This is a genomic window from Pararoseomonas baculiformis (genome assembly GCF_017813395.1).
Taxonomy (GTDB): Bacteria; Pseudomonadota; Alphaproteobacteria; order Acetobacterales; family Acetobacteraceae; genus Roseomonas; species Roseomonas baculiformis.
This window is the reverse complement of record NZ_JAGIZB010000004.1, coordinates 182424-196781: the sequence shown is the minus strand read 5'-3', so window position 1 is coordinate 196781 and position 14358 is coordinate 182424. Positions and strand designations below refer to the sequence as shown.

10 protein-coding genes and 1 riboswitch are annotated in these 14358 nt (G+C 71.1%); of the genes, 5 read left to right on the top strand and 5 right to left on the bottom strand.

The window, feature by feature from the left end; genetic code table 11:
* The first annotated feature begins 148 nt into the window (after positions 1-148).
* On the top strand, positions 149-2098 hold the full coding sequence (locus J8J14_RS05760) for a putative bifunctional diguanylate cyclase/phosphodiesterase (protein WP_209378506.1): 1950 nt from the start codon (positions 149-151) through the stop codon (positions 2096-2098).
* A 99-nt stretch (positions 2099-2197) separates the two neighbouring features.
* Here the strand turns inward: J8J14_RS05760 and J8J14_RS25375 are convergent, their stop codons facing one another.
* Both J8J14_RS25375 and J8J14_RS05750 read right to left on the bottom strand, forming a co-directional pair.
* Complete coding sequence (locus J8J14_RS25375; RefSeq protein WP_209378505.1) at positions 2198-4186, bottom strand: TonB-dependent receptor plug domain-containing protein; 1989 nt, start codon at positions 4184-4186, stop codon at positions 2198-2200.
* A gap of 149 nt (positions 4187-4335) precedes the next feature.
* Positions 4336-4562, bottom strand: a riboswitch (cobalamin riboswitch).
* A 71-nt stretch (positions 4563-4633) separates the two neighbouring features.
* Positions 4634-5278, bottom strand: a complete 645-nt coding sequence (locus tag J8J14_RS05750) for an exopolysaccharide biosynthesis protein (RefSeq protein ID WP_209378504.1) — start codon at positions 5276-5278, stop codon at positions 4634-4636.
* Between the two features lie 213 nt (positions 5279-5491).
* Here J8J14_RS05750 and J8J14_RS05745 point away from each other — a divergent pair, with 213 nt between their 5' ends.
* The gene (locus J8J14_RS05745; RefSeq protein ID WP_209378503.1) at positions 5492-6112 is read left to right on the top strand and encodes a DUF1194 domain-containing protein; all 621 of its coding nucleotides are present in this window, start codon (positions 5492-5494) and stop codon (positions 6110-6112) included.
* Between the two features lie 10 nt (positions 6113-6122).
* On the opposite strand, the gene J8J14_RS05740 is transcribed toward J8J14_RS05745, so the two are convergent.
* Positions 6123-8234: an HWE histidine kinase domain-containing protein gene (locus J8J14_RS05740; RefSeq protein WP_209378502.1), complete on the bottom strand. Its 2112-nt coding sequence runs from the start codon at positions 8232-8234 to the stop codon at positions 6123-6125.
* A gap of 242 nt (positions 8235-8476) precedes the next feature.
* Here J8J14_RS05740 and J8J14_RS05735 point away from each other — a divergent pair, with 242 nt between their 5' ends.
* Entirely contained in the window at positions 8477-9589 is a 1113-nt protein-coding gene (locus J8J14_RS05735) for a 2-aminoethylphosphonate--pyruvate transaminase (RefSeq protein WP_209378501.1), read from the top strand.
* Positions 9590-9635: 46 nt separating this feature from the next.
* Here the strand turns inward: J8J14_RS05735 and J8J14_RS05730 are convergent, their stop codons facing one another.
* On the bottom strand, positions 9636-10310 hold the full coding sequence (locus J8J14_RS05730) for an OmpW/AlkL family protein (RefSeq protein WP_209378500.1): 675 nt from the start codon (positions 10308-10310) through the stop codon (positions 9636-9638).
* A 100-nt stretch (positions 10311-10410) separates the two neighbouring features.
* Positions 10411-11421 (bottom strand): Bug family tripartite tricarboxylate transporter substrate binding protein, encoded by a 1011-nt coding sequence (locus tag J8J14_RS05725; protein WP_209378499.1) that lies wholly within the window; start codon positions 11419-11421, stop codon positions 10411-10413.
* 129 nt (positions 11422-11550) lie between these two features.
* Between J8J14_RS05725 and J8J14_RS05720 the strand changes: the two genes are divergently transcribed.
* Together J8J14_RS05720 and J8J14_RS05715 are read left to right on the top strand one after the other, a co-directional pair.
* Positions 11551-13221 carry a formate--tetrahydrofolate ligase gene (locus tag J8J14_RS05720; RefSeq protein ID WP_209378498.1) on the top strand — a complete coding sequence of 557 codons (1671 nt, stop codon included), beginning with the start codon at positions 11551-11553 and terminating at the stop codon, positions 13219-13221.
* A gap of 200 nt (positions 13222-13421) precedes the next feature.
* Entirely contained in the window at positions 13422-14351 is a 930-nt protein-coding gene (locus J8J14_RS05715) for a transglutaminase family protein (RefSeq protein WP_209378497.1), read from the top strand.
* The last annotated feature ends 7 nt before the right edge of the window (positions 14352-14358 follow it).

Genomic DNA, 14358 nt, shown 5'->3' with positions numbered 1-14358 from the left:
CCGACCTCATGAGAACTCGTGAAGCCGTGGAGGGTTCTCGCAGGCGAAACTTGCAATCATAACGAGAGTTGATCGAAGCCTGATCGCGGCATGCGGTCGCGAACAGGGGCTTCACCCTTCATGGTTGTCCATTCCGGGGAGTGACAGCGTGGTTTTTCGCCATCCGCCTGTTTCGCTCCTCATCTCGCTGCAATTCGGCCTGCTGACCGCCGGGCTGATCGCCACCCTGCCCGAGAGGCAGGGCCACTTCCTTGTCCTGACGGCCTCCTGGGATACGGGCCTCATCCTGGCCCATGGGCTCCTGCTCTTCCTGCTGATCCGGCGGCTGGTCGGTCACAGGCGGGAACAGGTCGCGCGCCTGAAGGCGCTGAATGTCGAGCTTCTCCTCGCGCTTCGGCGGGCGCGGGATCTGGCGGAATGCTGTTCCGACATGGTCTGGGAGACGGATCTGGAGGGGCGCTTCACCTTCATCTCCGACCACAACGGGATTCATCGGGGCGATGAATGCGCCCGCATCGGGGGCATGATCGCCGATTATCCGGCGCGCGATCCCATCACCCCGCCCGAGATCTGGGCTCGCCGTCTGGCGGGACAGGCCGCCGGGGAGCCTTTCCGCGACTTCCAGTTCAGCCTGCGCCAGTCCGATGGCTCCATTCGCCATTTCCAGTCCAACGGCGTGCCGGTCCGCTCGGAAGCCGGGGTGCTGATCGGCTTTCGCGGCACGACGCGCGACCGCACGCGGGAGGTAGAGGTGCTGCACGAGCTGGCCCACCAGGCCATGCATGACACGCTGACCGGCCTGCCGAACCGCCGCAGCATCGCGCGGGAACTGGAGGAGATCACGGAGGCGGGGAACCAGCCGGCCGCAGTGCTCCTTCTCGACCTGGACGGCTTCAAGACCGTGAATGATATCCATGGCCACGCCGCCGGGGATGCGCTGCTCCGCCTGGTGGCGGAGCGGCTGCGCGGCGCCGTTCGCCCGGATGATGTCGCCGGGCGCCTGGGCGGAGATGAATTCGCCGTGCTGCTGCGGGATGTGGATGCCGCCAGGGTTCTGGAAATCGGGCAGCGCATCGTCGGCCAGCTTTCCGAACCCTATGTCCTGCCCTGCGGCACGGAGCTGCGTGTCGGCGTGAGCGTGGGTGGATGCCTGACCGGGGAGGGGGATGCGGACACGCTGCTCCGCCTGGCCGACCAGAGCCTGTACGAGGCGAAGCGTCGCGGCGGGAACAGCGTGCGCCTGCACGGGCAGGAGGCGCCCGTGCAGACGGAGCGCCGCGACCGGGCGTGGCCTGAGGGGGCGGCGATGCGCCAGCTCCGCTCCGCCGCGACAGTGCCGGCCGCCCTCCAGCTCGCGCTTGAGCGGGAGGAGCTGTCCCTGGATTTCCAGCCCATGCGCCGCGTGGCGGATGGGCGGGTGGAGGGGCTGGAGGCGCTGCTACGCTGGCGCAGCGCGGAACTCGGGCCGGTGTCGCCGGAGGTGTTCGTCCCCGTGGCCGAGGAAACCGGGCTGATCGTGCCGATCGGCCTCTGGGCGATCGAGAAGGCCTGCGAGGCGGCGGTGGGCGGAAGCTGGCGCATCGCGGTGAATCTCTCGCCCGTGCAGTTCAGCCAGCCCGGGCTGATCTCCGGGATCGGGGCAATCCTGCATCGCACCGGGCTGCAGCCATCCCGGCTGGTGCTCGAGCTGACGGAGCGCACGCTCACCGCGCGCCCTGGAAGCGTGCGGGAGAAGCTTCGGAGCCTTCGCGCCATGGGCGTGCTGCTCGCGCTGGATGATTTCGGCACGGGCTATTCGAAGCTGGCCTCGCTGCACGACTTCCGGTTCGACATGGTGAAGGTGGACGGCTCGGTCCTGCGGATCGGGGCACCGCAGCGGGAGCCCGTCCTCTGCGCGCTGCTCGACATCGCCCGTGCCTTCGGCGCGGCCACGGTGGTGGAGGGCGTGGAGAATGAGGCGGAGTGGAGGATGCTGGGGAAGCTCGGCGCCGACTTCGCGCAGGGCCGTTTCCTCGGCGCCCCGCGGGAGAGCGTGGCGGCCGCGCTGGCGGAGCCGGCCATGCCCGGGGCGCGGCTGCCTCCAGGGGTGGCGCGGTAGCCCACGCCCCCGGGTGCCGCGACAGCTCGCGGCACCGGGTTGCCGCGAACGCTCGCGGCGCCGTGGTCCCGCGGCGGCCCGCGGAACCACGCGGCCCTGTCAGAACCGGAAGCGCGTTCCCGCCAGAACGGTGCGGCCCGGGATGACGAAGCCGTTCGCCGGCTCGAAGTCGCTGTCGGTCAGGTTGCGGCCCTCCACGAACAGCGCCACCGGCTCGGTCACCTGCCAGGTCGCGGTCAGGTTGAAGATGGTGCCGGCCTTGTTGTCCCGCGGCACGGTGTAGGCGCTGCCATCGTTGCGGTAGGAGGCGAAGGCGCCCTCGCGCGAGCGGCCATAGACGATCAGCTCCGGCGCGATGGTCACGTTCGCCACCGGGCGGATGCTGGCGTTCAGGGCCAGCTGCTGCTCCGGCCGGCGTGCCAGGCGCTCGCCGGTGCGGGCGTCGCGGGCATCGGTGATGGTGTAGGCGGCGGATGCCGTCAGCCACCGGGCCGGGCGCAGCGTGGCGGTGAACTCCGCGCCCTTGATCCGCGCGCGGTCCACATTCTCCAGCGAGGTGAAGAAGGGATCGAAGTTGATCAGGTCGCGGATGCGGTTGTCGAAATAGGTGGCGCCGAGCGTCGCGAAGTCGCGCTGCGCACCCAGCGGCAGGTCGAACTCGATGCCCGCTTCCCAGCCCTGGGATGTCTCGGGGCGCAGCTCCGGATTGCCCTGGAAGAAGCCGGAGATCCGGCCATAGCGCTGGTAGAGCGAGGGCGCCTTGAAGGCCGTGCCATAGGCGGTGCGGATGCGGGCGGAAATCTCCGGCACGGCCAGCACGGCGCCGAGCCGGTAGGTGGTGTGGGTGCCGTAATCCTCCGCGCTGTCATTGCGGATGCCCGCGGTCAGGTCGAGGCGCCGGAACAGGCGCAGCTGGTACCCCACATGCCCGGCGGTGAGGTCCGCATCGGCGTTGGTGGTGGTGCGGAAGAAGGCGCTGCCGGAAGCCTGGCGCACCTCCTCCCGCTCATGCGTCAGGCCGAAGGCGATCTGGCTCTGGTCGATGAACCCGGCATCGGGCAGGCGGATCTGGTTGCCCCAGTCAAAGACCGTGCGCTCGCCGCGATACAGGTCGTCGGTGGTGGAGAGGTCGAAGCTGTCAGCCAGGTTGGAGTAGCGGCGGCGGTCCACGGTGCGGGCGATTCGGAAGCCGGTGGTCCAGACATCGAAAGGCTTGCCCTCGGCGCGGAGCTGGCCCGTGTAGCGGCGATCCTCGAAGGAGTAGTTCGGGTCGTCGAAGGGCACATTGTCCAGCCCGCCATGGTTCTCCCGCCAGCTGGCAAGGCCTTCCAGGCGGAAGCGCTCGCTCGGCGTCCAGCCCAGGCGCACCGTGGCGCCGGCGCTGCGGAAGCCGTCGCGCTCGCCCGTGTTGCCCTCGATGCGGGAAGGGGTGGCATCCGTGCCGCGGGTGGAGAGGCTGCGCAGGGCGAGGAGATAGTCGAACGCGCCTGCCGTGCCGGTGACGCCGGCCTGGGCGCGCAGGGTACGGTTGCTGCCGCCCGCCAGCTCACCGAAGGGCGCCGCCACCTGGCCACGCGGGGCACGGCGGGTGACGATGTTCACCACCCCGCCGATCGCGCCTGATCCATAAAGAGATGAGGCGGGGCCGCGCAGCACCTCGATGCGCTCCACCTCCATCCCCAGCAGGTCGTTGCCGAAGTTGAAGGCGCCATTCGGCTCGGAGACATCGTTTACCGGCACGCCGTCCAGCAGCACCAGGGCGTGGCGGGAGGCGGTGCCGCGGATGAAGGCGCTGGCCGGCTGGCCCAGCCCGCCGGACTGGATCAGCGCCAGGCCCGGCACGGTGGCCAGGGCCTCGGAAAGGGTCTGGTAGCCGCGTTCCTCGATGGTCTGGCGGTCGATCACGGTCACGGCGCCGGGCACGCGCTCGATGGGCGTCGGCACGCGGGTGGCGGTTACCACCGTCTCGGCCACGGCAGCGCTGGGCTGGGTGACGGGCGGCGTGCCCGGATTGGTCCCCGGATTCGTCCCCTGCGCCAGGGCGGGGAAGGAAAGGGCGGTGAAGGAGAGCAGAAGAAGGCGTCGCATCGGGTTATCCCCAGCCGAGCGGTCACGATCAGCCGCGCGCCCCCCAGGAGGAGGGCACGCGGCGGTGGACGCGGTTCTCGCCAGCGGAAGGGGCGGTTGTGCCCCCTGTCCAAAGGTCCGTTGCGCCGGTGCACCTCGCCCGGCACGCGCGAGACAGCTCTGCGCCGGCCGGTCTCCTGGCTCGCGGCCTCCTCTCACGAGGGATCGGCCCCCGCCTTCTCACCAGCCCGGAGGGTGGCAATGGCCTTGGGGGCCGCATCGGCCGCCTACAGTTGCGAGGGCAGCTGCGGATGGGCGCCCCCGCTCCAGGGGAGCCGGGGCACGTCGCGCATTCCCGTTTCAGCCCTTGCGGGCCACCGGCGCATGGGGCGGGCGTGTATCGCGGCACGGGGCGCGCCGGGAGGGGGTGCGGGCAGGCAGGTGTTGCTCTTCTGCCCGCTGTGCTTCCTAGAACACGAAGCCGAGCGCCTCGATGCCCAGCCAGCAGAGCACGGCCAGGACGGCGGTGGCGAAGAGGCAGCCCAGCAGGGTCAGGACGATGCCCCAGCCCATCGTCTTGCTATCATGCTCCACCAATCCCAGCGCCATGACGATGTTGCCGAAGGCGGGCGGACCATTCGTGCCCGGGCCGGGGAGGATGAGCATGATCGCGACATAGACGGTGAGCCAGCCGAAGAGCCGGTCCCCGAAAGGGGAGGTGAAGGGCCCCGAGCGCGGCCGGACATAGCACTCGATCCGCCGCAGCCATTTGGAGGAGGCCCCGGCGAGGCGCAGCAGGTCTGTCCGCTTGATGGACTGGCGGGCCATGAAGGCCGGCAGCCTCGGCACACGCCGCCCCATGCCCATCTGCACGCCCAGCAGCAGCATGGGCAGGCCAAAGACCGTCGCCATGCCGGGCAGGAGCGAGGGAAGCAGCAGGAGAAGGATCAGAAGCCCGAAGGCACGGTCCCCGAAGGCCTCGGACATCTCGCCGAGCGTGATGCGTTCTCCGGGGAAGGTCGCCGCGACCTCCGCGACGATTCGGGAAATGGGAGCGCCCTCATGCCCCATGTCCTCGCCGGTGGGCGGGGCCAGATTGATCGTGCCGTCCATCGGTGGCGGTTCGCTCCCAGGGCCGGGATGGCCCGGAGGGGCCCTGCGTGGCCCCTGGCTGTCGGAAGCTCACGATCTAGTGCGCCCGGCGCCCGGGCCCAAGCCCCGAACCGGCGGCCGGCGTTGAAATCGCCGACAGCATCCCTGCGGCCCGGAGCTGCGCGGCCCAGGGCCAGGCTTCCCCCCGGCCCCGGGCAGGGCCAAGACTGCGGCATGCGGGACGTGGACATAGCCCTGTGCCTGGCGGTGGATGCCTCGTCCTCCGTCGATCATGACGAGTTCGGGCTGATGATGGGCGGGCTGGCGGAGGCGTTCCGCCATCCGGCGGTGACCGAGGCGGCCATGGCCGGGCCGCGCGGGGCGGCGGCGGTGGCGGTGCTGCTCTGGTCCGGCCCCGGTGCCCAGGAGGTCGTGGTGCCCTGGACCCTGCTCGCCGATGCTGAAGGGGCCGTGGCCCTGGCGGAGGCCGTGGACAGCGCCCCGCGCCTGGTTCCCGCGGGCGCGACGGCATTGGGCGAGGGGCTGGCGGCGGCGCTGAAGCTGCTGGCCGGATTCCCGGCCGATGCGGCGCGGGAGGTGGTCGATCTCTCGGGCGATGGGGCGGGCAATGCCGGCGTTGCCTCCGCGCCGGTGCGCGACGCGGCGGTGGCGGCGGGGGTGGTGATCAACGCCCTGGCCGTGGTGAACGAGGAGCCGGACCTGACCGCGCATTACGCGGCCGAGGTGATCGGCGGGCCCGGCGCCTTCGTCATGGAATGCCGGGACTACACGGATTTCGCCGAGGCGATCCGGCGCAAGCTGCTGCGGGAGATCCGGGGGGCGCTGACGGCCTGAGTGGACTGGATCAGCCTGCCATCCCCGGGCCGCCGGGCAGCAGGGCGCGATCGATCGGGGCCTCGATCTCGCAGACCAGTCCCGTCGGATGCCAGACCGGCCTGGCCTGGCCCCCGAGCTGGTCGCGCAGGCTGGCCTTTATCACGCGGCTTCCGAAGCCCTGGCGAGAGGGCGGGCCAGAAACAGGCGGGCCGCCGCTTTCGGCCCAGCACAGCCGTAGCAGCCCGGCCGCGTGATCCGTAGACCAGGAGAGATCGACCAGCCCGCCGGGGGCGGAGAGTGCGCCGTATTTCACCGCGTTGGTGGCAAGCTCGTGCAGCACCATGGAAAGGGCCTGGGCGGCGCCCGGGGTGAGCATGACATGCGGGCCCGAGAGCCGGGCGCGCGGCGCCCCGTCCGAGGCAGAGGAGCCGCCGGCCTGGAAGGCGCCCAGTTCGGCTTCCGCCAGGGCGCGCAGCTCGGCGCCGCGCCAGCTCGCCTGGGCCAGCAGCGTATGGGCGCGGGCGAGGGCTGCGATCCGGGCCTCGACCGCGCTCGCATAGGTGGCCGGATCGTCCCGCGGCGTCAGCCGCAGCACGGCCTGGACCACGGCCAGCACGTTCTTGGCGCGATGGTCCACTTCGAGGGAGAGAAGCCTGCGGGCCTCCTCCGCCCGCTTCCGGGCGGTGATGTCCTGCGCCACGGTCACCATCCGAAGCGGCTGGCCCGCGGCGCCCCGCATGGAGACGGCGGTGCTGGACTGCACCCAGACCACCTCGCCATCCGGCCGCAGGAGCCGGCTTTCGGTATCCATCCCGCCAAGCTGCCCGGCGGAGGGGGCTGAAAGGGCGCGGTCCGCGGGGTGGAGGAGATCCCGCGGGCCGAGGCGGCCCACCAGCTCCGCGGCCGGGCGGCCCGTGATGGCGCAGAAGGTGTCATTGACGCGGAGATAGCGACCGGTGGCCGCTTCCGTCTCCGCCACGCCGGCGGCGGCCGTCTCGAAGATCGCGCGGAACTCGGCCTCGCGCGCGGCCAGGGTTGCCTCGGCCCTTTCGCTCGACCGGCGCAGGGCCTCGAACTCCGCGACGCCGGCCGGCGGGACCGGCGGCAAGGGGGCGGAGCTGCCCGCGACCACGGCGTCCGCCCGCCGGACCAGTGCTTCGACCGGGTGCAGCATCCGGCGGGCGAGCCAGGCCGCCACACCGAGCCCGATCCCGAGCGCCACGGCGGAGCCGACCAGCAGCGCGCCGAGGGGGGCGAGCCAGCTGAGCCTGTACTGGGCATAGGGCACGGACACGACCACGCTCCAGCCGGGCCCCATCTGGAGGTCCTGGGCCGAGAAAAGCCCGGGTTCTCCATAGACGGTCATGGCGCGGAACAGGCGCTTGGAGCGCTCGGCCGGGTCCACCATCCGGCTCGGGGGTATCATGCCGACGAAGCGGTCATGGTCCTGGGACCGGGCGACGATGCGGCCATTTCCATCGGCGACAGAGACGAAGGCATCGCTGGAGGGGCGCCTCTGCCGCAGCCGCCGGGAGAGCACGGCCGGGTCCATCACGAGGACAACGACCTGCGTGACCTGCCCATCCCGCATGACCGGTGCGGCCGCGACCACCACATGGCGGCCGGTGGCCTGCCCGGTGAAAAGATTCGACATGGCGGGCCGGCGCGTCTCCACCACCTCGCGGACGATGTCCCAGGCGCCCTGCCCAGGGGCGGAGGGCGGCGGAAGCGGCGCGTCCGCCGGCAGGGCGGTGTTCAGCAGCTGCTGGTGGCCCGGCGCGGCATCATTGACCACGACCCACCCTTCCGAGCCTTCCGCGATTCCGCGCGCCCACTCCCGGAACACCTCCAGCTCTCCCCGCTGCAGCAGGGGCGAGGAGGCGAGAGCCGTCACCGTGGTGAGCTGCGTGTCGATCTCGCTGTCCACGAACAGGGCGAGGGCGCGCGTGGTGTCCTGCAGCCGGGTTTCGAAGGCATGCCGGTAGCTGCCGGCAAGATGCCAGGCCGCGCCGCCGCTGATGAGGAGGGCAGGGGCCAGGACGGCGAGGACCAGGGCGAGGAGATGGGAGCGGAGGCCGCGCAGCCCCGGCGCTTCCGGGCGCGCGGCGCCCATCTTCTCCAGTGCAGCCGTTTGCGGCATCCCGTTGACGAATCTCCCGGAGGCTTTGCGGCGGGATGCGCAAGCACGGAGGCGTTCACCTCGCGTCTCGAAATCGTGTAGTGGCCCGGCTGGGCGGGCGCAAGCTTGCCGCGAGAGGCGCCGTTCGGCGGAGACCTACGGTTGTTGCTTCCGGGGAGCGGATCCTCCCCGCGGTGGCTTGTCCGGCTGCGGCGCGAGGTGCAGTTTGGCGTGGCGCCTGGTCACGCCCGCAAGGTCCAACAATGCTGCTGCTTACCCCCGGTCCCGTTCAGACCCGCCCCGAGACGCGGGCGGCCATGGCCGTGGACATCGCCCCCTGGGACCCGGATTTCGGGCCCGAATACGTCGCGGTGCGCGAGCGGGTGCGGGACCTGGCAGGCGGCGTGGCCGGGGTGCATGCCACCCTGCCGCTGCAGGGCGCCGGCCATTTCATGGTGGAGGCCGCCATCCGCAGCTTCCTGCCGCCGGGCGGGCGAATCCTGGTCCCGCGCAACGGCGCCTATGCCGACCGCATGATCCGGCTGGCGCAGGAAGCCGGGCGCGACCCCGTGCCGCTGCCGCTGCCCGATACGCGCGGCGTGACGGCGGAGGAGATCGCGGCCGCGCTGGCCGCCGATCCCAGCATCTCCCATGTCGGCATGGTCTATTCCGAGACGGGCAGCGGCATCATCAACGACCCCGCCGCCGTGGGCGCCGCGGTGCGGGCGGCTGGGAAGCGGCTGATCGTGGATGCGGTTTCCGCCTTCGGCGCGCTGCCTTTCGACCTGAAGTCGCAGCCCGAATGCGACGTGGTGCTCTTCACCTCCAACAAGTGCCTCGAAGGGCTGCCGGGCATCGGATTCGCCGTTTGCCCCATGGATCGCGCGCGGGAGCGTGCGGGCATGGCGGGATCCTGGTGCTTCGACCTGGGGGATGTGCTGCGCCATGCCGAGCGTTCCGGCTGGGGCTCCTTCCGCTTCACGCCGCCGGTGCAGGCGCTGCATGCCTTCCGCGTGGCGCTGGACCTGTATGATGCGGAGGGCGGGCAGGCCGCGCGGCTGGCGCGCTACGCCGAGAACATGCGCGTGCTGCGCGCCGGGGCGGAGCGGCTGGGGCTGCGGCCCTATCTCGACGCCGCGCACCAGGGACCCATCATCCTGACCCTGCACCAGCCCGACGCGCCCGGCTTTACCCTGCCCGGCTTCGTGGAGGCGCTGAAGCGGCGCGGCGTGCTGATCAGCAACTTCTACACGACGCCGACGCCGAGCATCCGGATCGGCTGCATCGGCGCGGTGACGCCGGATGACATGCGCTTCGCCCTCACCGCCATGGAAGCGGCGCTGCAGGAACTGGGCGTCAACCGCCGCGCGGCGTGACGGGTGGGCGGGCGCCTCGCGGCGCCGCGCCCATCGGCCCTGCCGGTCAGAAGCGGTAGCGGATGCTCGCGCCGAGGATCCAGGGATCGAGATCCGCGCGCGCATGGATCGCGCCGCTGTTCACCGCGACGCCCGGGTTCAGCCAGAGCTTCTTCGCATCGACATTCAGCAGCCAGCGCGGCGCGAGCTCCACATCCACGCCGAGGTTCACGGCGTAGCCGAAGTCGTTCTTCACATCGACCTTCGTCACCGGCGCGGTGCGGCCGCCGCCCTCGCCATAGAAGAAGGTGTAGTTCAGCCCGGCGCCGATATAGGGGCTGATGCGCGCGGCGGGGAAGGGATGGAACTGCGCGGTGAGGGTGGGAGGCAGCGCCCAGACGCGGCCGAGATCCACATCGCCGATTGCGGAGCCGCGCACCTGCACGTCATGGCGCGTGGTGGCCGCGATGAGGTTCAGCGACACCTGCGGCAGGACGAAATAGGTGAGGTCGAGCTGCCCCGTGACGGTGTCGCTCGCTTCCGGCCTGCCGCCGATGGCGCTGACGCGGCCGCCGCTCCGCGGCATCACGCCGATGAGGCCGGCGCCGAGCACGACATCGCCGGCCTGCTTGCCGCGCACGGCCTGGCCGAAGGGATCCTGGGCATGGGCGGGCGCCGAGAGGGGCGCCAGCGCGGTGCAGGCCAGGAAGGCCGTGGCCAGTGCACCGTATCGAATCGACATTGGGTCCTCGCTTTTCCATGACGGCGCGGGGCCGTCATGGAAAGCGGGTTACGCCCGCGGGATTGGCCCGACTTTGATCTGCGTCAAGCGGGCTGGCGCGTCATCCGGCGGTGATGTTCGCGCTGCGCACCACCTCGCGCCAGCGGGCGATCTCGGCTTCCTGGAAGCGCCGGTAATCCTCGGGCGTGGTGGGCACGACATCGAATCCGATTTGTTCCAGCCTCGGCTTCACATCGCCATGCAGCAGCGAATCGCGCAGCGCGCCGGCCACGCGGTCCCGCAGCGGCGTGGCCATGCCGGCGGGCGCCATGAAGGCCTGCCAGGAGGTGACGACGAAATCCTCCAGCCCGGCCTGCTTCGAGGTGGGCACGCCGGGCAGCACCGGATGCGGATTCTCGCTCGTCACCATCAGCGCGCGCAGCCGCCCGCCATTGATGTGTCCCGCCACCGTGCCGAGGTTCTGGAAGGAGAGATCGACATTCCCCGCGATCAGGTCGGTGGCCGCCGCCGCGCCGCCGGTATAGGGCACATGGGTGATCTGCGTGCCGGTGCGCAGCTTAAACAGCTCCGTCGTCATCTGGTCCGAGGAGCCGACGCCGGAGGTGGAGTAGGAGGCGCGGCCGTTGCGCTCCTTCAGCCAGGCGATCAGGGAGGGCACGTCCTTCGCCGGGTGGTCGCGGTTCACCACCAGCGCGTTCGGCGTGGTGACGGCGAGGACGAGGGGCGTGAAGTCCTTCACCGGATCATAGCCAAGATTGGGGCGCAGCGCGGCGTTGATGGCCCAGACGCCAATGGAGCCGATCATCATCGTGTGGCCATCCGGCGCCGCGCGCATGGCGGCGCGGGCCGCGATCTCGCCATTCGCGCCGGGGCGGTTTTCCACCACCACGGGCTGGCCGATCACCTGGGCCATGCGGTTGGAGGCGGCGCGGGCCACGATGTCCGAGGGGCCGCCCGCCACGAAGGGCACCAGCACCGAAACCGGGCGCGCGGGCCAGGCTTCGGTGGATTGGGCACTGGCGGGGCGTGCGCGAATCAGCGCAGGCGCGGCAAGGATGGCCGGGGTGGCCAGCAGGGCACGGCGGGGCAGGCCGCGGGGGCGGTCGGTCATGGCGTTTTCCTCCGGATCTTATCCTTGCCGTAACCTTGGCATTCCCGGTGCCGGTCCGCCAAGCGCCATTGGCTTGCCGCGCGCACGGGCCTGCCTTAACCCCGTGGCGACGAGCCGCAGGGACCTGGGATGACGACGGATCTGGAGATCGCGCGGGCCGCCACGCTGCGGCCCATCACCGAGATCGCGGAGCGGGCCGGAATCCCCCTGGAGGCCCTGGAGCCCCATGGGCGCTACAAGGCCAAGATCGGCATGGATTTCGTGCGCGCCCAGGAGGGCAGGCCGGAGGGCGCGCTGGTTCTGGTGACCGGCATCAACCCCACCGCCGCCGGTGAGGGCAAGACCACCACCACCATCGGCCTGGGCGACGCGCTGAACGCGCTGGGCACCCGGACCATGATCGCGCTGCGCGAGCCCAGCCTTGGCCCCTGCTTCGGGGTGAAGGGCGGCGCGACAGGCGGCGGGCGGGCGCAGGTGGCGCCGATGGAGGAGATCAACCTCCACTTCACCGGTGATTTCCACGCCATCACCAGCGCCAACAACCTGCTGTCGGCGATGATCGACAACCATGTCTACTGGGGCAACGCGCTGGACCTGGATGCGCGGCGCATCGCCTGGAAGCGCGCCATCGACATGAACGACCGCGCCTTGCGGCTGGCGGCGGTCGGGCTTGGCGGCGTGGCCAACGGCTTCCCGCGGGAGGACGGCTTCGACATCACCGTCGCCTCCGAGGTGATGGCCATCTTCTGCCTTTCGAAGGATCTGGACGACCTGCGCGCGCGGCTCGGGAAGATCATCATCGGCCAGGCGCGGGACGGGCGCGCCGTGACAGCGCATGAGCTGAAGGCGGATGGCGCGATGGCCGCGCTGCTGCGCGACGCGCTGATGCCCAATCTGGTGCAGACGCTGGAGGGCAGCCCGGCCCTGGTGCATGGCGGACCCTTCGCCAACATCGCCCATGGCTGCAACAGCGTGATCGCGACGCGGCTGGGCCTGCGCCTGGCCGATGTGGTGGTGACCGAGGCGGGCTTCGGCGCCGATCTGGGGGCCGAGAAGTTCTTGGACATCAAGTGCCGCATGGCCGGGCTGAAGCCCGCCGCCTGCGTGGTGGTGGCGACGGTGCGCGCGCTGAAGATGCATGGCGGCGTGGCGAAGGCGGCGCTGGGCACCGAGGACGTGGCCGCGGTGCGCCGCGGCCTTTCGAACCTGGAGCGCCATGTGGAGAACATGGGCAAGTTCGGCCTGCCCGTGGTGGTGGCGCTGAACCGCTTCACCAGCGACACGGATGCCGAGATCGCGGCGGTGCAGGAGACGATGCGGGCCGCGGGCACGCGCGCCATCCTCTGCACCCATTGGGGCGATGGCGCGGCCGGCGCGGCGGAGCTGGCGCGGGCGGTGCAGGACCTGATCGCGGGCGGCACGTCCCGCTTCCAGCCCATCTACCCCGACGACATGCCCCTGGCGGACAAGATCGCGACCATCGCGCGGGAGGTCTATCGCGCCTCTGACATCGCGCTGCCGCCGGCCCTGGCCATGCGGCTGAAGAAGTTCGAGGAGGCCGGCTTCCGCAACGCGCCGGTCTGCATCGCGAAGACGCAATACTCCTTCTCCGCCAATCCCGCGCTGCTCGGCGCGCCCAGCGGGCACACCCTGCCGGTGCGCGAGGTGCGGCTCTCGGCGGGTGCGGGCTTCGTGGTGGCCATCTGCGGCGACGTGATGACCATGCCCGGCCTGCCGCGCCACCCCGCCGCGGAGACGATCGGGCTGGATGCGGAAGGCCGCATCGACGGGCTGTTCTAGCCGCTCGGCCGGGGGCGGCTGTCCACCTGCCCCCTGGTCCAGGCCCGCGCAGAATTCACATGGGATAAATTTGGGCCGCAACTGCATCGTCCGGCTTCACGTTAGCGCGGGTATGGGCGGGCCGGAGGCGGCTGGGCATGAGCCCGGGCCGGTTCCGGCCCGTTCCTTGCCTCGGCAACCGGGGCCGAGAGGTTGCCCCCATGCCGATCCTGACTGTCCGACACGTCACGACCTATCGATACCGTCAGCCCGTATCCTTCGGCGAGCACCGGATGATGCTGCGGCCCCGGGCGGGGCATGACCAGCGTCTGCTGAAGGCCCGGATCGACATCACCCCGGAGCCGTCGGAGCTCTGGTGGGTGCATGATGTCTTCGGGAACAGCGTGGGCGTGGCCAGCTTCACCGCACGGGCCCGGGAGCTGCGCTTCGCGAGCCGCGTCATCCTGGATCATCGCCCTGTCGAGGAGCTGGATTTCCGGCTGGAGGAGCATGCGCGCAGCCTGCCCCTCTCCTACTCGACCGAGGAGATGCCGGATCTCGCACGCTCGATCGAGCGCCACCACCCCGATCCGGACCGCGTCGTGGATCGCTGGGCCCGCGGCTTCCTGAGCAGGAACGGGCCGACCGGGACGCTGGACCTGCTGGCGGCCATGACCCATGCGGTGAAGCGCGACTTCACCTATGTGCCGCGGGCCCTCGGGGGTATCCAGGAGCCGGTGCGCACGCTGGAGCTGGGCAGCGGCACCTGCCGGGATTTCGCCCTGCTGATGATGGAGGCCGTCCGGTCACTCGGCCTCGCGGCGCGCTTCGTTTCGGGCTACATCTTCTCGCCCGGCCATGACGCGGCGCTGCGCGAAGGGCGCGCGCATGTCGGCGGCGGCTCCACCCATGCCTGGGTGCGCGTCTACCTGCCCGGCGCGGGCTGGGTCGAGTTCGATCCCACAAACGGCATCGTCGGCAACCGCGACCTGATCCGCGTGGCCGTGGCGCGCGACCCGGCGCAGGCCGTGCCGCTCCATGGCAGCTGGAAAGGCTTTCCGGACGACGCGCTGGGCATGGATGTCTCGGTCACCGTCACGGCCGAAGGCGAGCCTTCCCCCGCGGAACCGGCCGAGCGGCAGCACGCATGAGCCGCCC